We start from the raw sequence: 18,128 nt of genomic DNA on the forward strand, positions 1-18,128 counted from the left end.
GAGGAGCGCTATGGCGACGCCATCCTCACCTGTTATCCGGAGCGCCTGGTGCAGGTGGGTCCCCTGCCCGGCTACGACCGTCTGCGGGCGCTGGAGCCGCGCGGCGCCTTGTGGGTCGAGGTGGAGATCGACGACAAGCCCGTGCAGATCATCAACACCCACCTGGGCCTGGTGCCGCGCGAGCAGCAGATCCAGGCGGCCTGGCTGGCGGGGCCCGCCTGGCTAGGACATCCGCTGTGCCAGGGCCCGCAGATCCTGCTCGGCGACTTCAACGCCACCGGCGCCTCGCTGGTCTATCGCACGCTCACGGCCAAGCTCGCCGCGGCGCGCAAGCTCGCCAAGCGGCGCACGCCCACCACGACCTTTCCCTCGCCGCTGCCGGTGCTGCGGATCGACCACCTGTTCGTCAGCCCGGAGGTCCGCGTCACCGACGTCTTCGCCCCCTTCGATCCCTTGACCCGCATCGCCTCGGACCACCTGCCGCTGGTGATGGATTTCGAACTGGCCTGAGCGACGGCCGGCAGAAGCCTACGAACCGCTCTTGCGTCCGGCCGCGCGCCTTGACCGGCTAGCGGGCGCGCCTCGCCTCGGCGACCTCGCGGGCTTCGCGGATCAGGCGCTCGCGGCGGCGGCCGAGGCGCCAGGAATCGCTGACGTCGGCCGGGTCGCCCATGTGGTAGGCGGCGATGAATTCGCCCACGGCGCTCATCTTCGGCGGCGCGATCGGCGCGAGTCGGCCCTCGCGGTTCAGGGCGTCGATGGCCCCGGCCAGGCTGCCGAACTCGATCTTGGCCTTGGCGACCGCGTCGCCGGTCACCCCCATGAAGTGGCCGACCAGCCGATCGCGGAAGGCGCTGATCGCCCGCCGTTCCGCCTCGCCGTCGCAGTGCAGGCCAAGCTCGCACTCGGTGTCGAAGCCGCCGGAACGGTTGTTGAGGTTGGCCGATCCGACGCGGGCGATGCGGTCGTCGATCACCGTCACCTTGGAATGCACGATGATGGTCTCGCGGCCCGAGGTCACCGGGCAAAAGGCGCGGAAGCGGCCGAACACGTCAGCGGCGCGCAGCCGCCAGATCATCGTCGCCCGCGCCCGGTCCATGGTCAGCTGGTCGAACCAGCTCGGCGCCTTGGCGGTCGAGACCAGGATGACCTCCGGTCCGTCGGGCTCGGCCAGCCGCGCCGCAAGGGCTTCGGTGATCGTCGGCGAGGTGAAGTACTGATTCTCCAGATAGATGGTCTCCCGCGCCTCGGCGATACAGGCGAGGTTGAGCCGGCGGATCTCCTCGACCATCGGCCGGCCCTTCCAGGCGGGCTCGGTGCGCTCGATGGCGACCTCGACGTCGGTCATGTGCGCCGGCACATGGTCCGGCCAGGGATCGCCGCCGGCGTCCTGCGGTTCGGCCGGGGTCTCGTCGGTGGCCCGGCGCCAGCGCTCGCGGGCGAGGTCGGCCAGCGCCTTCGCCGCGGGGCCGTCCACCATCATCATCACCTCGTGGCGCGGCGCGTGCTCCTCCTGCCTGGGCATCAGCCGGCGGCGGTCGTCGTCGAGGTGGGCCGGGCTGTCCCAGCGGTCGACCGAGATGTCCCCGCCGCCGCAGAACGCCAGGCGGTCGTCGATCACCAGCACCTTCTGGTGGTGGCAGGCGCCGAACGGCACGGCGTCGTCGAGCACGAAACGGACCGGGGTGTTCCTGAAGAAGGCGCGCGCCTTGTGCGGGAAGAATTCCTGGCTGGCGCTGATCGGCAGCGCCGACTTCCAGATCAGCAGCCTGATGTCGAGTTCGGGCCGGGCGCAGGCCAGTTCCAGCAGCACGCGGCCGACCTCGTCGGGATCGTCGGGCCCGTCATAGCCGTCGGGAAACATCCGGGTGCGCGGATCGAACCCCCAGCCTAGCAGCAGGATCGAACGGCGCGCCTTCTGGATCGCCTCGAACGCGGCGGTGAAGAAGGCTTCGTTGTCGATCAGGAAGGCGGCGCGCGAGGCATGCGCGGTGCGCCAGCAGGTGTCGCCGGGTCTGAAGACGCTCATTTCGCCCCAATATGCCTCGCCCAGATATGCCTCGGATGGTCGCGGCGGGACAGGAAAGCCTACGGCGCCGCTGGGTTCCAGGAGCGCGAGACAAGAAAAAGCGCGCCGGCCGGGGTGAAGGGCGCGGCGCGCTTGGCCAGAAGGCCAGGGCTCTGAGAGAGAGCTGGACTACTGGCTGGCGACCGCCTTGCCGCCACTGCCGCCACCCATGTAGGCGGCGCAGCCCGAGGCCAGTTCGGCCGAGAGGCGCTCCTTCATGTTGGCGTCGGCGGTCTGGCGCTTGGCGCGGCTCGCCTCCTCCTCGCCGTGGCGCAGAATGACATCGATACGGGCGCCCCCTTGGGCCTTGATGAGGGCGTCGAGGCTGGCCGTGTCGGCGCCCATGCCGGCGGCGATACCCCTGCAGCGGTTGGCCCTGAGATAGTCCACGTCGCTCATCCGCGTGGCGGCGGCGGCGGACCCCGCGGCGGCGAGACCCAGGGCGGCGAAGGCGATGATGGCGACTTTCATTTCAAATCTCCCTACGAACAACCCGCAGGCGAAACCTGAGTGACTATTGAACAACCATCAAATGAATTCGCAGCAATGTGAATTTATAATCTATGTTTCATCTTTGGTGATACGAAGTTGTTACTTGTTACAATAAACATCTTGTAATGTTCGATGTCGCCCGGCGATAGGCCCCGAGCGGCTGGCGGCGCAGGCCGGCGTGACCTACGCTCCGCCGCAGCCATGACCGAGCCCGCCAAGCCGCCCGCGCCGATCAAGACGCCCTGCGTGCAGGTCTGCATCGTCGACGGGGAGAGCGGCCTTTGCCTCGGCTGCTATCGCACCTTGCAGGAAGTGGCGGCCTGGGCGCGTTTCTCCGACGCCGAGCGCGCGGCGCTGATGGCCGAGCTGCCCGGCCGCCGCGGCCGCATCCGTCCCGAGAAGCTCGGCATGGTCCGCTGAGCCCATTTTCGCGGCGTTCATAGGTTAACAACCCCACGGGCTTAACCTCCGCCTCCACGTCGGGCCGCAGGCGGCCGCTGGCAGGATAGGTTTCGGTGTCCAGCATTCTGAAACTGGCGAGCGTCGCGGTGATCGCGGCCGCCTCCGCGGTCGGCGCGGCCGGCGCGGTCGTCCTGATGTCGCCCAAGCCCATGGAGTTGCGCGCCGCCCGCGCCGAGGCCCCGTTCGCGGCGGCCTTCGAGGCGCCCAAGGGGCCGCGGGCCTCCAAGGCCATTCTGAAATCCAGCGACGGCCACTTCTGGGCCGACGGCGAGGTCAACGGCCGCACCGTGCGCTTCCTGGTCGACACCGGCGCCACGGCCGTGGCCCTGACGCCCGACGACGCCGCCCGGCTGGGCATCGATCCGGCCGAGCTGCACTATGGCTACAAGGTGGTCACCGCCGGCGGCCAGATTCGCGCGGCCTCGGTGCACCTGGCCAGCATCACCGTCGCCGGCGCCCGTCTCGACAACGTCGACGCCCTGGTCATCGAGAAGGGCCTCGACACCTCGCTTTTGGGGATGACCTACCTAGGCCGCCTCTCCCGCTTCGAGGCGACGCGCGGCGCGCTCGTCCTCGAACCCTGACACGGCCGCCAGGGCCGCATCGATCACCTCGAACCCAGCGCCCGGCTTGACGCCCTCGACCGTGAGGATCCGCCGCCACGTCCTGGCCCCCGGCGCGCCATGGAAAAGGCCCAGCATGTGCCGCGTCATGGCGGCCAGGTGGGTCCCCTTGGCGAGCTCGCGGGCCACATAGTCCCGATAGCGCCGCACCGCCTCGAAGGGGCCGACCGCCTCGCCCTCGCCGAACAGCCGCGCGTCCACCTCGCCCAGGATCGCCGGGGTGTGATAGGCGGCGCGGCCCAGCATCACGCCGTCGACATGCTTCAGGTGCGCCTCGGCTTCATCCAATGAGCCGATCCCGCCGTTGATGACGATGGTCAGCTCCGGCCGCTCGCGCTTCAGCCGCCAGACCAGCGGATAGTCCAGGGGCGGCACGTCGCGGTTCTCCTTCGGCGACAGCCCCTGCAGAAGGGCCTTGCGCGCATGGACCACGAAGTGGCGCACGCCCGCCTCGGCGCAGAGGTCCACCAGCCTGAACAGGCTCTCCTCCGGCGCCTGATCGTCGACGCCGATCCGGCACTTCACCGTGGCCGGGATTTTCACCGCCGCGCCGATCGCCGCCATGCCCTGCGCGACCAGCTCCGGCTCGCGCATCAGGCAGGCGCCGAAGCGCCCCGACTGCACGCGGTCCGATGGACAGCCGACGTTGAGGTTGATCTCGTCATAGCCCTCCGCCTCGCCGATGCGCGCGGCCTGCGCCAAATCCGCCGGCTCGGAGCCGCCGAGTTGCAGGGCCACGGGATGCTCCGATCGATCGAAGGCCAGCAGCCGCGCCCGGTCGCCATGCAGCACCGCGCCGGTCGTCAGCATCTCGGTATAGAGCGTCGCCCGGCCGCTCAGCGTCCGGTGCAGGACCCGGCAATGCCGGTCCGTCCAATCCATCATGGGGGCAACGGCAAGTAATTTGCCCTTCTTTTCAATCACTTAATAGATATCTTTCAGCGGGTTGGGCGGAGAGCGGATGCGCTTTCCTACGACGTTCTTTTCCCGTTTTCGCCACCTTTTCCATTCCACTGCACCCGTCTTGCACCCGAAAAATGGCGACGATCCGCAAACAGAAGTCTGACCTTTGGCGAGTTCAAATCATGAAGGAGGTCGGCGCCCGGCCTCGGGACAGAAGGACGACCGCTCGGCGGTCTCCTGCCCGCGCCGAGTGGGCCAGACGTAAGCTGGGCCTCAGGGCGCCTTGGTTGCTCTTCGCGGCCTGTTCCGGGTGAGATGGAAAGCAGCCAGAGCCAAGCCCGCGACGCCGGTTGTGATGAGGACTGCGGCGGACGGGCCGCGGCGGCCGGCGTGGACCGCAAAGCGATGGAAGTCTGTTCCGTCCGAGGCCCACCAAGCGCCGGAGGGCTTGTGGAAGCCGTACTCCTCGAAGCTCTCGGCGGTGAAGCGCGCGAAATCGGCGGCCTCCGAGGCCGTATGGTTGGTGGTCAGGACAAGCCGGCGCGGCCGCGCCTTTGCCGGATCGTCCGTCAACTTCCAGCTCTCCTGCGTAACGTTGAACACTCGCCCAAGCGTCGGTCCGGGGGCGCGCACGGGAAAGTGGCGGAGGAAGTGCTCGAAGCGGCGGGCCATGCGACAGGAAGTCCCTAACGGCGCGTTCTGATCCGTGAACCGTCGACGGAGGTTGGCAACGGTTCTATGTCGAAGATCGTGAGCATCGGGTTTCCATGAACATCATCATCGACCTTCCCGGCGCCTCGGGCGCAACTTACCGTTTCCGTCTGTGGCCCGAGGGCGCATCGCACCCGCCAACCGCCGGCAACTATGCCTGTGTCCGGTTCGATGGAAATCGGATGGAGATCTTGGGCGTGGGCGACGCATTGGATCTGTCGCGGGTCAGGGAAGAGCTTCCCAGGCGTCTGCGTGAGTCTGCCCCGCTGATCTACACCCGGCTGAACGTGGCGCGGGCCACTCGCACCGCAGAGCACGAGGACCTGGTCACTGTGCATGGCCCAGCCAAGGCGCGGGCTTCGGCCTGAGCAGCACGACTTCGGGCGCATCCACCGCATTCCGAAGCTCCCGCCCCGCGCGGCGCTAGCCAACGACAGCTCCCGACCGCGAGGGCCCCCTGCTCCAGGTCGGCTATGCGCCAATCGCGGACATTGATGTCGGTCCGAAAAGCCTCGGCAGGGGGAAGGGCCCACGCTGGTTGTGGGCCCCTGCGGAGGGAGACTGAAAGGACAGCGAGGTGCTGGCCGACCGGGCGCTGCGTCGAGGACGATTCCGGTCATCTGGTCCGGTTGGTCGACCGTGACATCGTGGCGGCTGTGGCCGCGAAGGGGGCGAGCGGGTCGTCCGGGGCGCAGATCAATCGTGACGCGTAGGGGGGCAGGACCTGATCCCCGCGCCGCGCCGAGGCGGCGCGGGTGTTGAACAGGTTGATCGCGCGGCCGCCGTCAGGTCGGACCGCTTCCTGGACCAGTACGCCGTCCCCAGGGACTCGGCCGATTTCCGGGAACCGGCAGGCGAGGTTCGGTTCGCGCAACAGGGCGGCGAACAGGGCTGCGCGCTCCGGGGCCAATTCGTCGAGTTTGTCGCTGGTCATCAAAACCCCGCCCGCGAGGCCGGCGAAGAGGGCGAGCGAACGGACCTGTTCGTCGCTCAGCTCATGGAAGCGTTCGCGCAGCAAGATGCAGTCGGGATCGGCCTGCCACAGGACGCCTCCGCCGTGGTTGCGGGTGACCTGGTCGCGCAGCAGGCTTTCAGCGGAATAGTCGCCGCGCCAAGTCACCCCGACGTCGCGGCCAATGCGAATGGCGTCCACCAAGCCCACCGAGGCCCACAGAGGACAGCCGCAACCGAGCCAGATCGCCTCCTCGATCTCCTCGCGGATCAAGGCCGCCATCCGTCGCCAGATGGCGATCCGCGAAAGCCCCGTTTCGTGCCAGACGGCGCGGTCTGGGCCGTACTCCGAGCCCAGCAGCATGAAATCGGTCTTGAAGTAGCTGCAGCCCCAGGCCCGCCAGGTGCGGAACACGCGGCGAATATAGGCTTCGGCGTCGGGATGGGTGACATCCAGCGGGTAGTATTCCTCGCTGCGCTTGTGCCAGCGGAACTCGCCGTGGAACGTCATGTGGACGAGGGGTTCGCCGGTCGCGCGCTCGCGGACCACCCAGTCCGGATGTTCGCGGAACAGCCGGCTGCGATTGCCGACCATGAAGGGGGCGATCCACAGGCCGGGCGTGAAGCCGGCGGCCGCGACCTCCGCCAGTATCGGCGCGATGCCGCGCGGGAATTGCGGCTTCACCTCCAGCCAGTCGCCCATCTCCGGGGTGAAGCCGTCGTCGATCTGGAAGACCTCCAGGGGGACCTGGTGGGCGTCGCGGAAGGCCGCGGCCGCGGCCAAGTGCTCCAGGATCGTCGGCTCGTCGATGGCGGCATAGAGATTGTACCAGGAGCACCAGCCGGTGATGCGCCGCTCGAGCCGGCGCGGCCGGGGCTCGGCGGCCTGGGCGACGAGGCGGGACCAGTCGGCCAGCGCCGGCTCCACACCATCTCGGGCGAACAGCGCCAGCGGCTCGGCCGCCAGGCGGCCACCGTGCGGCACGCGGTCCCAGAGGGTTTCGACGTCGAGCTGGAATTGCGCCGGATCGGCGCCATAGCCGAAGCGGCTCTGGAAACGGTCGTGCCGCTGGAAGCCCAACACCACCGCGCCATCGGCCTCATGCGGCAGCAGGACGGTGAAGGCGAAGCCCACGGTCGGCGCGCGCGCCGGATTGTCGTCGGCCGCCGGCTCGCCGGGGGCGGTGAAATAGCTGCCGTCCCAGCTCTGGTAGCCGTTGCGCAGGTAGCGCTCAACGCCGTGAACGGCGCCGAAACGCAGGCCCAGGCTGTCGACGCTGCGATCCGGCGACAGGCCGCTGAGCGTCAGCCCGAGCCACAGGTCCTCGCCGTCGGGCGTCACCTGCAGGCTCATCCGCGCTCCGGCGTCGCGGCCGGCCAGCAGCCAGGTGACCTCCTCGCGCCCGATCTGCCGCGACGCGACCTGGGCCGGCGCGCCGTCGATCAGCGGTTCCAGCCGGGTGAGCGTGACGCCGCCGCCAGAAAAGGCGGCCGTCCGGGGATCAAACCGCATGGTCCAGCCTGATCTCGCGCCGCGCATCGGCGGCGGCCCGCGCCGCCAGCGCCAGGCGCAGGGTCGCCGCGCCCTCGGCCAGCGGGATCCGGGGGGCGCGATCGGCGCGGATCGCCTCGGCCAGATCGGCGAGCTGGGCCACGAACGGGTCGGTCGTTCCGGCCACGCGCTCCTCGACCACCTCCGGCGCGGTCCGCGTCAGGATCGCGGTGTTCCAGTCCTCGAAGCGGCCGGTCCCGCGTTCGGCGACCACCTGCCAGGCCTTCAACCACTGGCCGGGAATCGCGGCATTGCTGGCGTTCAGCGTCGCCAGGCGTCCGTCGTCCCAGCCGAACACGACGGCGGACACATCCTCCACGTCATAATCCGGGGTCGCGCCGTGGAAGAGGTTGGCGGCGCGCGCATAGACGCTGTCGGGCTCACCCATGAACACCCTCACCAGATCGATGAGGTGGATCACCTGTTCCAGAATCTGGCCGCCCGACCGCTCGCGCACGCGCCACCAGCGTGCGTGCAGGGCGTTGCAGTGATAGCTGCCGGCGAACAGCCCTACCGGGCCCGTCTCGCCGGCCGCCGCCATGTCACGCCAGCGGCCGACCGCATCGCCGAACCGGTACATGAAGCCGTTGGCGGCCTTCACGCCTGCCGCGTCCACCGCCGTGATCATGCGCTGCGCGGTGTCGAGATCCAGTGCGATCGGCTTCTCGATCAGGAGGTGGACGCCCCGGGCCGCGGCGCACTCGGCCTCGCCGGTGCGCGCATAGGGGGGCGTTGCGACGATCAGCACGTCCGGCCGGGCCGCGTCCAGAAGCCCGTCGAAATTCGTGTACGCCGCGCCGCCATGGACCGCCGCGAAGGCGGCCGTGCGGTCCGGGTCGCGACCGCAGCAGCCGACGATCTCGAAGGTCTCGGGCAATCGGGCGGCGGCGGTCAGGTGGCGCGCACCGATCCCGCCGCATCCCAGCAAGGCGAGCCGCAGCCGGCTCATGCGTCGAACCCCAGAACCGCCTGCAACAGACCCGGCTCGCCTTCGTCCAGGCGCCGGAACAGATCCGGCGCGGCGTCGAACCTCGTCACATGGGTGATCAGCGGCGTCAGGGACAGAACGCCCTCGTGCTGCAGCCGGATCGCGGTCTGCCACAGCCGCGGCTTGGTCCAGCGGTAGCTGGCCTCCGGCGCCACGCCGGAGATTTGCGAGCAGATCAGCTGCACCCGGTTGTGGTGGAACTCCTCGCCCAACCGCAGGCCTGCGACCTCGCCCTGGAAGAAGCCCATGGCCACCACGCGTGACGAATAGGCCACCGTACGGATCGCCTCCGCCAGCGCCGAAGGGACGCCCGAGACCTCTATGCAGGCGTCGGCGCCGCGGCCGCCGGTGCGCGCCTTGATAGCCTCCGCCACCGCCACCGTCGTCGGATCGAGGGCGTCCGCCGCTCCGTGGGCCACGGCCACCGCGCGGCGATGCGCATCCGGATCCACGCCGATCACCGTCGCGCCGGACGCGCGCGCCGCCTGCGCCACGATCTGGCCGGGCACGCCGAGCCCGAACACGACCACCAGGTCGCCGATCCGCAGCTGTGCGTCGTGCACTCCGTTCAGGGCCACCGCGCCGATATGGGAGAAGACCCCGATGCGCGGGTCGGCGCCGTCCGGCATCCGCCGCTCGCGTGCGTAGGCGGAGGAGATCACGTGGTGGGTCCTGTGGCCCCACGTCCCGAAGACCCGGTCGCCGGGCGCCAGGTCCTCGACATCGGCTCCAACCTCGACAATCTCGCCCACCTCCTCGTAGCCGAGATTGCGGACTGGATAGGCCCAACTGGGCCCGTCATCGCGCACGAAGAGCCGCGAGGTCTCGTCGAATCGCCGGCTCATGAAGGGGTTGGTGCCGCGGTACTGCGACAGCTCGGTGCCCGCGCTGATCCCGGAATAGAGGGTCCGCACGCGCACCTGGTCCGGATCCAGCGGCATCGTCTCCAGGGATTCGAAGGCGAGCACCCGCGGCGCGGTGAGCATCAGGGCGGAGGGCGTCATGCGGCGGCGGGCTCCGGCTCGTGGTCGAGGATGGCGTTGCGGGTCATGTCGCGGCAGGCCAGCAGGATCAGCACCGCACCGAAATAGAGGCCCGCCACCGAGGTCATGGCCGCGGCCATGCCGAACAACTGCCCCATCTGGGCGACGAACAGCGGGGCCAGGCCCGCGCCCACGAAGCCGGTCATGGTCATCAGCCCGACCGCCGTGGCCCGCGCCCGGGCCGGCACCACGTCGTGCATGGCCGCGTAGATGCAGCCGTCGAACAGCCCCTTGCCGGCGCTGGAGGCGAGCAGCACCAGCCCGACCATCAGCGCCGAGTTGGCGGCCAGCAGGGGCAGCAGCAGGAGGCCCGCCAAGCCCAGGCCAATGGCCAGGGTGTAGAACCGCCCGATCTTGCTGCGGATCGACAGCGCGTCCGCCAGCATGCCGCCCAGGGGCACGAACACGAACCCGGCGATGTTGATGGTGGCCGAGCCCCACAACGCCGACTGCGCCAGGTTGATGTGCAGCTTGTCGTGCACGAAGGTCGGCGCCCAGACGGTCACGCCGTTCGACGCCGCATTGCCCAGGAAGAAGACCGCGCACAGCGCCAGGGCCGAGCGGGTGGCGAGCACGGTCGAGAGCGGGCCCGATCCCGCCGCGGGCGCCGCCGCGGCCTGGGCTTCGTGCGCGGGCGCGTCCTTCAGCAGGCGCATCAGCACCAGCGCCATCACCCCGCCGGCGACGGCGAAGATCAGGAACGGCGCGCGCCAGCCCATCCGGTCGGCGATCAGACCCGCCGCCAGAGAGCCGAGGCCGGCGCCTGCGAAGACGCCGGTCTGGTGAAGCGACAGCGCCCGGCCGCGCGTGCGGTTCGGGTGCCAGTCGCTGATCAGCGCCGTGGCGCTGGGGTAGTAGGTCGCCTCGCCCACCGCCACCATGGCCCGCAGCCCGATCAGCATGGCGAAGCCGGCGGAGAGGGAGACCAGTCCGGTCGCGATGCTCCAGAAGGCCAGCCCCCACATGATCACCCGAGAGCGGCGGGCGCGGTCGCCCAGGCGGCTGGTGATGAAGGCCGCCACCGCATAGACCCAGAAGAACACCGAGGTGATCAGGGCGAGCAGCGTCGGACTCAAGTGGAACTCGTCGCGGATCTGCGGCATCACCGCGACCAGTATGGAGCGGTCCGCGGAATTCAGCAGGGCGCAGCACCAGAGCAGGCCCAAGGCCAGCCACGGATAGGCCGACCCGAGGGCCAGTCGGCCGTGCGGCGCGGTGGTCGCCGTCATCGTCGTTCCCCCTCCGGTCCGCCGGCGCGATAGGCCCGCACGACCTGTGTCGCCGCCACGCCCTGGCGCGGATCGTCGCGCGTGTATTTCGCCGTGACCAGATGTTCCGGCGCGCGGCCATGCTCCACCCAGGCCTCGAGGGCCCGTCGTACATCGTGGTCGGGATCCTCGGCGAGGGCCGGCGCCACCGGCGCCTGCCCAAAGGCGTTTGGCTCCGGGCCACCCTGGCAATGAAGCATGCCCGGGATGACGAACAGCCGCACATTGTCCCGCACCGGCAGGCTCTCGAAATAGCCGATGACCGTCTTTGGCGAGATCACCGGGTCCGCCGCGCCCGCGTAGATGATCAGCTTGCCGCCCCGGCGGCGGAAGGCGCTGAGGTCCGGATTTGTGGCGTCCAGCACCGGGGCAAGCCTTCGGGCATGCTCCAGGTCCCGCTCGGTCAGGTCCTCGACGCGCCAATCCGGCCGGTCGTCGACCATGGCGCCGAAGAACTGCTCGGCGAAAGTCAACTGCGACGGGGCATTGCGATCGGGGTTGACGATCCATTGATCCCAGCCGCCGGGGGCCGCGGCCCAGCGGGCGTCGAAGTCGCGCAGGATCAGGCGCACAGCCTGCGCCTGCGCCCTGTTGAGACCGAGCCGGTCGGCCCGCAGCGCGCCCGACCGGGCCGCGGCCTGGATCGCCGGCAGCTTGTCCCGCGGGATCATCGCCGCCGGCGCGCCCCGCAGAGCGCGCTGGATTTCCCCGAACCGACTGAGCTGCTCGCTCCAGCGCAAGGCGGGCGATCCGGCCAGGACGCCGTCCCACGTTTCGGGATTCCTTTGGGCCGCCATCAGCGCCTGGCGTCCGCCGTTCGAGCAGCCGACGAAATAGCTGTGGCGGGGTGCGGCTCCATAGAAGGCCGCGGTCGCCGCCTTGGCGGCCGCCGCCGCGATGGGGACCGCCCGGAAGCCATAGTCGAGGACGGCCTCGGGATGGCCTCTGGCCCAGGCGGCGTCGAACCCGTCCCGCCCGCGGTGGCCCGCATCCGTCACCGCCACGGCATTGCCGCGACGCACCTCGGCCGCCAAGCCCTCGGTGGGAATGGTTCCGGCAAAGCCGCCCGTGCCCAGCTGCACGAAGCGTCCGCTCCAGCCCGTGAGCGGCAGCCAGAGCTCGGTCTCGATCCGCGACCCGCGACCGGCGCTGGATTCCAGCACCGTCCGGCAGACGGCAGCGGTCCCCGTCACCGCGATGCGTTCGGCCGAGACCACCCGGCTCCCCCCTGCCAGTTCCCGACCCGTGAGCGTCGCGCAGTCGTTCGCCGCCGCGGCGGCGAGGGCCTGCGCCATAAGGGCCGCGGCGAGCACCATCAGGCGGACTTGCGCTCCCAGGCGAACTCGAAGGCCTCGCGCCGCGGGTCGACGCCGGCCAGCATCATGCCCTGCCCGCGTGAGCCGTGACCCTCGCGCAGCGGCCGGTCCTCAGGGTCACGCAGCTGCACCAGGATGGTGGTCCTCGGCGTCTCGGATCGGTTTGGGCCCGAGCCGTGCACCAGGAGATAGGACATGAAGATCGCATCGCCGGCCTTGGCCGGGACCGGGGTTCCGTCGGCCAGCGGATAGGCCGGCAGGTGGTGGTCCTCCCCCTCCGCCGGCAGCGGCCCGAGCTTGTGGCTTCCCGGGACCACCCGTAGGCAACCCTTCTCCTCCGGCGCGTCGTCGAAGTGGAGAATCGCGGCGATCATCGAGTGCCGTTCGTGGGGGAAGTACGGATAGTCCTGGTGCATCGGAAAGGGGGAGCCCTTCGCCGGCGGCTTGATGAACATCTTGGTGTGGTGCAGCTGCACGTTGGGCCCGATGATCGCGCGACAGACGTCGGTCAGCCGATCGTCCACCAGCAGCCGGGTGAAGGCCGCCGAGCGGAACTGCACGTCGTGGCAGTGGGTCAGTTGCGCCTCTGCTCCCTTGACGCTCGCCCAGGTGGCGTCGTTCTCGCCGATCCGCGCCGCGAGCGCGTGGCACTCCGCCCGATAGGCGGCGGCCTCCTGCGGCGTCAGCAGGCCCGGCACATGCAAATAGCCGTTCTGCTGGTAGAAATCTTTCTGTTGGACCGTCAGGGTCATGGGTCTTGTCTCCGCACGGGCGTGGGCCGGTTCGGTCTCGAGCCTAGGCCGGTCTTGCCTGATGACAATTGGACACCATCACCTGCCGTGGTAGAAATTCGCAGATGGATCCCACCCTCGCCTGGCCCGCCACGACGCCGCCGCGGCTGAAGCTCGCCGGTCAATTCCCGTTGGCCGACCGCGACTTCGCCACCCGCTACCTGGGTCAGACCCACGCCCTTCACCTGCACGCCTATGCCGGACGCATGCAGCTCGGCGATCTCGAGCTTGAGCTGGCGCCCGGAGACCTGACGGTGACCCCGGCCGGACTCCGCAGCGCCTATGACCTGCCGCAGCCTGGTCGCCACTGGTGCGTCCATTTCCATCCCGTGGAAGCGCAAGGCCAGCAGATCGCCGTACCGCTGCACCTGCGCCTGGGGGCCGGCGCGGGCTACGCCGCCGAACGTCTCGCCGCCATCGCCGGGCGCCAGGCGCGGGCGGGCGATCCCGTGGCGCGGGCCGCCGCCTCCGTCGCCTTCCAGGACCTGCTGCTCTGGTGCGTGGACCGCGCCGCCGACCGCCGGGATCCGGCCGACACGGTGGCCGATCGCGTCGCGGCCCTGGTGGACGCCCGGTTCGCCGAGCCGCTCACCGCCGGCCGGTTGGCGCGCGACGTTGGCCGATCGCAGCACTTCGTGTCCCAGGCGTTTCGTCGCCGGTTCGGGATGACCGTCCCGCGCTACACCCTGCAGCGGCGCATGGCGCACGCTCGTTTCCTCCTGGAGGCCACGAACCTGCCGGTCGGCACGGTGGCCAGGCGGGTGGGGGTCGACGACCCGCAGTACTTCAACAAGCTGGTCCGCCGCTTCCTCGGCGACAGCCCGACCGGGATGCGCCTGCGGGCTCAGGCGCTGGACGACGTCGAGGAAGCCGCAGCCAAAAAATAGCCAGCGGCCCGGACCGGACGCCGCTGGCTCAATTCTCTCCTTCGAATGCACGCGCGGCTCCGGGGCGGGGAGGCTCGGCGCGAGCGCCGGTCTAGAACTTGTAGGAGAGCTGGACGGTCACCCGACGCGGCAGGACGGTCCGTCCGACGAAGAAGGCCTGGCCCGCGTTCTGCAGGGTGCCGAGGCGCGGCGACCCCTCCGTGACGGCCTGGCTGTCGAAGAGGTTATAGACGCTGACGCCGGCGCGCAGCTTGTCGCCGCCCCGCACCGTCATCGTGTAGCCCGCCTCGATCCGGAATACGTTGAAGGCCGGCAGCTCGATGTTGTTGAGGTCCGACGAGAAGGTCCGCCCCGTGTAGGTGTCGTAGAAGGCCGCGTCGATGACGTCGCTGTTGTAATAGAACCCGGCGTTGGCCATCCAGGGTGGCTGGCGCACCAACTCGTGGCCCGTGCAGGCCGTGCAGGCCGCCACCGGCGTGTACTTGGTGTAGCGGTCGTGGTCGTAAGTGACGTTGCCCTCGAAGGTGAGGCCATCAAGGATCCGATAGCGGACGTCACCTTCGAAGCCGTAGGTGCGGGTGGCGACCTGGTTGACCACCTCGACGATCCCGCCGCCGGGCGGCCCGTTCAGCAGCTGGACGTTTTGCCGGTTGGTGAGGGTCGAGTAGAACACCGCGAGCGAACCCGACAGCGGTCCGCTGGCGTATTTGAAGCCGCCCTCCACCTGCTTGATGATCTCGGGCCGATAGGTCTGAACCCCGGCGGCGTTGATCTGCACGCTGTTGAGCTGCGGCATGAAGAAGCCGCGGGAGGCATTCGCGAAAACGCTGAGGTTGTCGGAGACGTGATAAAGCGCGCTGCCGGCCAGCGCCCAGCCGGTGGTGCTGACCGTGCCGTCCAGGAAGGTCCCGTTACCCCCCAACACATTGGCGATCAGCGGCGACAGGTTCGGCGTGGTGTCGGCGGTGAAGAGCTTGGAACCCTCGCGGCGCACATGGCCGTCCAGGGTCTCCACGCGTCCGCCGAGGTCCAGCTCCCACCGTCCGATCGACGTCTGGTCGGCGGCGTAGAAGGCGTAGCGTTTCGCCTCGGCGTAGTTGTTCGTGTACTGCAACCCGGCGTCCAGCAGGCCGTTGCGCGAGACGATGGTCTGCGCCCCCGTCGCATTGTTGGTCACGACCGCATTGATCAGCTGCGGCGCATTCGCGAAATCACCCAGGAAAGAGTAGCCGTAGTTGACGTCCGAAGCCGCCGTGCGCGCGGCGAAGGCGCCCAGGGTGAAGTGGTGATCCCAGGCGCCGGCCTGCAGCTCCTTGGTCAGGTTCACCTCGCCCGAAGCGGTGGTCAGCGGCCGGAAACGGTCGATGACCCGATCGGCCCAGAGCAGATTGGTCGCGGGCACGGCCCTGCCGCTGTTGGCGTAGGTGAAGACCGCCGTGTTGAGCGCGGGGTTGTAGCCATAGGCGGTCAGGAAGGCGGCCTGGGTGGTCGGCAGGTTCTGGACGTTGTCGCCGCCAGCGAAGAGGGCGAACGAGGTCTCGTAGTGGCCGACGTTGCCGCGGGCGCTGGCGCCCCAGCCGTCGCCGAAGTCCTTGCGGAACTCGAAACCGACCTGGCCTCCCTTGGAGGCGGCGCCGTCACCCACCGCCGTGTGGTAGACGCCGTTCGGCGTCAGATAGGAGATGTCCTCAAGCGCCGAGGTCATGGTGGTGAAAATCGGCTTGCCGTCGTTGCCATTCGGCCGCTTGTGCGTGTCGCCGGTCAGCGGGTAGTCGGCGAAGAACTGCACCCTGTCGTCGATGTATTGACCGAAGACGGTCAAATAACCCCCGTCGAACTCCTTCTTGATGTTGCCGCGGATCTGGTAGCCGTCGCTCGGCATGCCCGACTTCAGGGGGCCCTCGTCATAGCGATAGTAGCCGGAGAGCGCGTAGTAGAGCCCCGCATCCTTGTTGAGCGGACCGGCGGCGGCGAAGTCGCCGCGCACCCGTCCGATCTCGCCCAGTTCGAGCTTCGCCTCGCCCCGCGTCGTGTCCGTCCCGGTGCGGTCGATGAAGTTGATCAGGCCACCCACCGAGCCGCCGCCGAACAGGTTGGACACCCCGCCATGCACGAACTCCAGGTGATCCACCCCCAGATCGGTCCGGTAGTAGACGTCGGGCGCCGATGAGTTCAGGCCGATGCTTCCGATCGCTGGGATGCCATTGAACTCATAGGGCGTGAATTGGTACTGGCCGCCGGAGGGCAGGCCCGCGACGAAGATGTTGGCCGCCACTTCGCCGCCGCCGCCCTCCGCCTTGAGCATCGGCACCGTGGTCAGGATGTCGGCTGCGCTGCTCGACTGCAGCAGTTCCAGGCGCTCGTTGTCGACCCGGGTGGCCACCATCGGGGTGGAGAGCGCGGTGCGCGCGGTGCTGGTCCCGGTGACGATGAGTTCTTCGACGGTCGCTCCAGCCGGCTTCGCCGGGGCCGTCTGGGCCGCGGCGGATCCCGCCCCCACCGCCGCAATAGCCAGCGCCACCGTAGCGACGCCCATGAAGAGCTTAGACTTGCCCATCCCAGTCCTCCCCTCGCGCCTATGCAGCGCGTTTCATCCGCTCTCCAGATCGTACTATCCGACGATCGGTGACGGTAAACGATTACATATTTTGGAATCGAGATGGACGCAATCCCCCGGATTTCGGCGTTTTTTGGCCAACTTGCTGCCTCGGCCAGTCTGTGACATGTAACCGATTGCACCAAAGGTTGCGGGGGAGCTGGCCGCCAATGCGGGTGGACGAAGCGACGGAGGACGCGGATCTCGCCGCCTTGCGGGGCCGCGCCATCCAGATCCTGCGAACCAACAATCGCGGCGGCTACACCGTGCCCACCGACAACCTCTATCCATTCCAGTGGAACTGGGACTCGGCGTTCTGCGCCATGGGCGTCGCGACCTTCGACGTCCAGCGCGCCTGGGATGAGCTGGACAGCCTCTACACGGGCCAATGGACCAACGGGTTCCTGCCGCACATCGTGTTCCACCAGGTGGTGGACAGCTACTATCCCGGGCCCGACGTCTGGGGCGCCGACCACGTGCCACGGACCTCCGGCATCAGCCAGCCGCCGATCACCGCCACCGCCGCTCGCTTCATCCTCGCCCGCGCCGGTGACGACAGGGCCTCGCGGGCCCGCGCGGCGGCGCTCTATCCCAAGATCCTCGCCCTGCACGACTGGTGGGATCGCGCACGGGACCCGGAGGCGAGCGGCCTCGTGGGCGTGCTGCATCCATGGGAATCGGGGGCCGACAATTCGCCGGTCTGGGACCGCCCGCTGGAAGCCACTCCGGCGACCACGACCGTCTTCCATCGGCGCGACGTCGCCCTGGTGGACGCCGCCATGCGGCCCCGCCAGTGGGAGTACGAGCGCTACATCTACCTGGTCGAACTCTACCGCGGCCTGGGCTGGGACGACGCGCGCATGTGGGCGCAGACGCCGTTCAAGGTCGCCGACGTGGGCCTGAACGCGATCTTGCAACGCGACGAGCGCGACCTGCTGGCCCTGGCGGAACGGTTCGGGACGCCCGCCGAGCAACAGCGGCTCTCCGAGCGGGCGGCGCGGCGGCGCAAGGGCCTCGAGCGGCTGTGGGACGAGGAGGCCGGCGCCTACTATTCCCTCGACCTGGTGAGCGGGCAAAGCTTGAAGATCGCCTCCCACGCGTCCTTCCTGCCGCTGTGGGGCGGCCTGGACGACCCGGGCCGCGCGCAGCGCCTCGCCGACGAGCTGCAGAGGTGGGTCGATCTCTGCGCGTTCGGAGCGCCCACCATGGCGCCGGACAGCCCCGAGTTCGATCAGCGCCGCTACTGGCGCGGACCGGTGTGGGCGATCGTCAACTGGATGCTGGGCGACGGCCTGGCGCGACATGGCTGCGGCGAACTCGCCCGCCGACTGCGCGCCGACACGCGCCGGCTCATCCAGCGGAACGGCTTTTGCGAATATTACGACCCCTTGAGCGGAGAAGGGCTCGGGGGCGACACATTCTCCTGGACGGCCGCGGCGGGCCTCGCCTGGGCCTTTGATTGAACGCAGACCGGGCG

17 protein-coding genes are annotated in these 18,128 nt (G+C 69.3%); 6 read left to right on the forward strand and 11 right to left on the reverse strand.

All coding sequences use genetic code 11. The features are described from left to right. Window positions 1-510, forward strand: a 510-nt coding sequence (locus tag VGT80_RS08705) for an endonuclease/exonuclease/phosphatase family protein (protein ID WP_327454850.1), incomplete at its 5' end; no start/stop codon positions are given. A gap of 58 nt (window positions 511-568) precedes the next feature. Here the strand turns inward: VGT80_RS08705 and VGT80_RS08710 are convergent. Together VGT80_RS08710 and VGT80_RS08715 are read right to left on the reverse strand one after the other, a co-directional pair. After that, the gene (locus VGT80_RS08710) at window positions 569-2,029 is read right to left on the reverse strand and encodes a phospholipase D-like domain-containing protein (RefSeq protein ID WP_327454852.1); all 1,461 of its coding nucleotides are present in this window, start codon (window positions 2,027-2,029) and stop codon (window positions 569-571) included. 168 nt (window positions 2,030-2,197) lie between these two features. Then, window positions 2,198-2,539 (reverse strand): hypothetical protein, encoded by a 342-nt coding sequence (locus VGT80_RS08715; protein WP_327454854.1) that lies wholly within the window; start codon window positions 2,537-2,539, stop codon window positions 2,198-2,200. A gap of 222 nt (window positions 2,540-2,761) precedes the next feature. Here VGT80_RS08715 and VGT80_RS08720 point away from each other — a divergent pair, with 222 nt between their 5' ends. Beyond that, window positions 2,762-2,980, forward strand: a complete 219-nt coding sequence (locus VGT80_RS08720; RefSeq protein ID WP_327454856.1) for a DUF1289 domain-containing protein — start codon at window positions 2,762-2,764, stop codon at window positions 2,978-2,980. Between the two features lie 95 nt (window positions 2,981-3,075). Then, window positions 3,076-3,606 carry a TIGR02281 family clan AA aspartic protease gene (locus tag VGT80_RS08725; RefSeq protein ID WP_327454858.1) on the forward strand — a complete coding sequence of 177 codons (531 nt, stop codon included), beginning with the start codon at window positions 3,076-3,078 and terminating at the stop codon, window positions 3,604-3,606. Here the strand turns inward: VGT80_RS08725 and dusA are convergent. Then, window positions 3,550-4,569, reverse strand: coding sequence for a tRNA dihydrouridine(20/20a) synthase DusA (gene dusA / locus VGT80_RS08730; protein WP_327454860.1), 1,020 nt, complete (start codon window positions 4,567-4,569; stop codon window positions 3,550-3,552). The two genes, VGT80_RS08725 and dusA, sit on opposite strands and share 57 nt — an antisense overlap. A gap of 252 nt (window positions 4,570-4,821) precedes the next feature. Then, window positions 4,822-5,220, reverse strand: a complete 399-nt coding sequence (locus VGT80_RS08735; protein WP_327454861.1) for a hypothetical protein — start codon at window positions 5,218-5,220, stop codon at window positions 4,822-4,824. Between the two features lie 95 nt (window positions 5,221-5,315). On the opposite strand from VGT80_RS08735, the gene VGT80_RS08740 reads away from it, so the two are divergent. Continuing rightward, complete coding sequence (locus VGT80_RS08740; protein WP_327454863.1) at window positions 5,316-5,627, forward strand: hypothetical protein; 312 nt, start codon at window positions 5,316-5,318, stop codon at window positions 5,625-5,627. Between the two features lie 248 nt (window positions 5,628-5,875). On the opposite strand, the gene VGT80_RS08745 is transcribed toward VGT80_RS08740, so the two are convergent. The 6 genes from VGT80_RS08745 to VGT80_RS08770 are packed head-to-tail and all read right to left on the reverse strand — an operon-like array spanning window position 5,876 to window position 13,129. Further along, entirely contained in the window at window positions 5,876-7,723 is a 1,848-nt protein-coding gene (locus VGT80_RS08745; protein ID WP_327454865.1) for a glycoside hydrolase family 36 protein, read from the reverse strand. Next, window positions 7,713-8,711, reverse strand: coding sequence for a Gfo/Idh/MocA family oxidoreductase (locus tag VGT80_RS08750; RefSeq protein WP_327454867.1), 999 nt, complete (start codon window positions 8,709-8,711; stop codon window positions 7,713-7,715). Before VGT80_RS08750 ends, VGT80_RS08745 begins: the two co-directional genes overlap by 11 nt. After that, the gene (locus VGT80_RS08755) at window positions 8,708-9,754 is read right to left on the reverse strand and encodes a zinc-binding dehydrogenase (RefSeq protein ID WP_327454869.1); all 1,047 of its coding nucleotides are present in this window, start codon (window positions 9,752-9,754) and stop codon (window positions 8,708-8,710) included. The genes VGT80_RS08750 and VGT80_RS08755 overlap by 4 nt, the downstream gene beginning before the upstream one ends. Next, entirely contained in the window at window positions 9,751-11,022 is a 1,272-nt protein-coding gene (locus VGT80_RS08760) for an MFS transporter (protein ID WP_327454871.1), read from the reverse strand. Before VGT80_RS08760 ends, VGT80_RS08755 begins: the two co-directional genes overlap by 4 nt. Continuing rightward, window positions 11,019-12,377 carry a tannase/feruloyl esterase family alpha/beta hydrolase gene (locus VGT80_RS08765; protein ID WP_327454873.1) on the reverse strand — a complete coding sequence of 453 codons (1,359 nt, stop codon included), beginning with the start codon at window positions 12,375-12,377 and terminating at the stop codon, window positions 11,019-11,021. The genes VGT80_RS08760 and VGT80_RS08765 overlap by 4 nt, the downstream gene beginning before the upstream one ends. Beyond that, on the reverse strand, window positions 12,377-13,129 hold the full coding sequence (locus VGT80_RS08770; protein ID WP_327454875.1) for a phytanoyl-CoA dioxygenase family protein: 753 nt from the start codon (window positions 13,127-13,129) through the stop codon (window positions 12,377-12,379). Before VGT80_RS08770 ends, VGT80_RS08765 begins: the two co-directional genes overlap by 1 nt. A gap of 104 nt (window positions 13,130-13,233) precedes the next feature. On the opposite strand from VGT80_RS08770, the gene VGT80_RS08775 reads away from it, so the two are divergent. Then, window positions 13,234-14,055: an AraC family transcriptional regulator gene (locus VGT80_RS08775; protein ID WP_327454877.1), complete on the forward strand. Its 822-nt coding sequence runs from the start codon at window positions 13,234-13,236 to the stop codon at window positions 14,053-14,055. A 91-nt stretch (window positions 14,056-14,146) separates the two neighbouring features. On the opposite strand, the gene VGT80_RS08780 is transcribed toward VGT80_RS08775, so the two are convergent. After that, on the reverse strand, window positions 14,147-16,612 hold the full coding sequence (locus VGT80_RS08780) for a TonB-dependent receptor (protein WP_327454878.1): 2,466 nt from the start codon (window positions 16,610-16,612) through the stop codon (window positions 14,147-14,149). Between the two features lie 209 nt (window positions 16,613-16,821). On the opposite strand from VGT80_RS08780, the gene VGT80_RS08785 reads away from it, so the two are divergent. Continuing rightward, window positions 16,822-18,114 (forward strand): amylo-alpha-1,6-glucosidase, encoded by a 1,293-nt coding sequence (locus VGT80_RS08785; RefSeq protein WP_327454880.1) that lies wholly within the window; start codon window positions 16,822-16,824, stop codon window positions 18,112-18,114. The last annotated feature ends 14 nt before the right edge of the window (window positions 18,115-18,128 follow it).

Source organism: Phenylobacterium sp. (assembly GCF_035944335.1).
GTDB lineage: Bacteria > Pseudomonadota > Alphaproteobacteria > Caulobacterales > Caulobacteraceae > Phenylobacterium.

Coding starts and splice junctions, on each gene's coding strand:
- VGT80_RS08710 (WP_327454852.1), bottom strand. CDS start 2,029: ATGAGCGTCTTCAGACCCGGCGACACCTGCTGGCGCACCGCGCATGCC.
- VGT80_RS08715 (WP_327454854.1), bottom strand. CDS start 2,539: ATGAAAGTCGCCATCATCGCCTTCGCCGCCCTGGGTCTCGCCGCCGCG.
- VGT80_RS08720 (WP_327454856.1), top strand. CDS start 2,762: ATGACCGAGCCCGCCAAGCCGCCCGCGCCGATCAAGACGCCCTGCGTG.
- VGT80_RS08735 (WP_327454861.1), bottom strand. CDS start 5,220: ATGGCCCGCCGCTTCGAGCACTTCCTCCGCCACTTTCCCGTGCGCGCC.
- VGT80_RS08740 (WP_327454863.1), top strand. CDS start 5,316: ATGAACATCATCATCGACCTTCCCGGCGCCTCGGGCGCAACTTACCGT.
- VGT80_RS08745 (WP_327454865.1), bottom strand. CDS start 7,723: ATGCGGTTTGATCCCCGGACGGCCGCCTTTTCTGGCGGCGGCGTCACG.
- VGT80_RS08750 (WP_327454867.1), bottom strand. CDS start 8,711: ATGAGCCGGCTGCGGCTCGCCTTGCTGGGATGCGGCGGGATCGGTGCG.
- VGT80_RS08755 (WP_327454869.1), bottom strand. CDS start 9,754: ATGACGCCCTCCGCCCTGATGCTCACCGCGCCGCGGGTGCTCGCCTTC.
- VGT80_RS08760 (WP_327454871.1), bottom strand. CDS start 11,022: ATGACGGCGACCACCGCGCCGCACGGCCGACTGGCCCTCGGGTCGGCC.
- VGT80_RS08765 (WP_327454873.1), bottom strand. CDS start 12,377: ATGGTGCTCGCCGCGGCCCTTATGGCGCAGGCCCTCGCCGCCGCGGCG.
- VGT80_RS08770 (WP_327454875.1), bottom strand. CDS start 13,129: ATGACCCTGACGGTCCAACAGAAAGATTTCTACCAGCAGAACGGCTAT.
- VGT80_RS08775 (WP_327454877.1), top strand. CDS start 13,234: ATGGATCCCACCCTCGCCTGGCCCGCCACGACGCCGCCGCGGCTGAAG.
- VGT80_RS08780 (WP_327454878.1), bottom strand. CDS start 16,612: ATGGGCAAGTCTAAGCTCTTCATGGGCGTCGCTACGGTGGCGCTGGCT.
- VGT80_RS08785 (WP_327454880.1), top strand. CDS start 16,822: ATGCGGGTGGACGAAGCGACGGAGGACGCGGATCTCGCCGCCTTGCGG.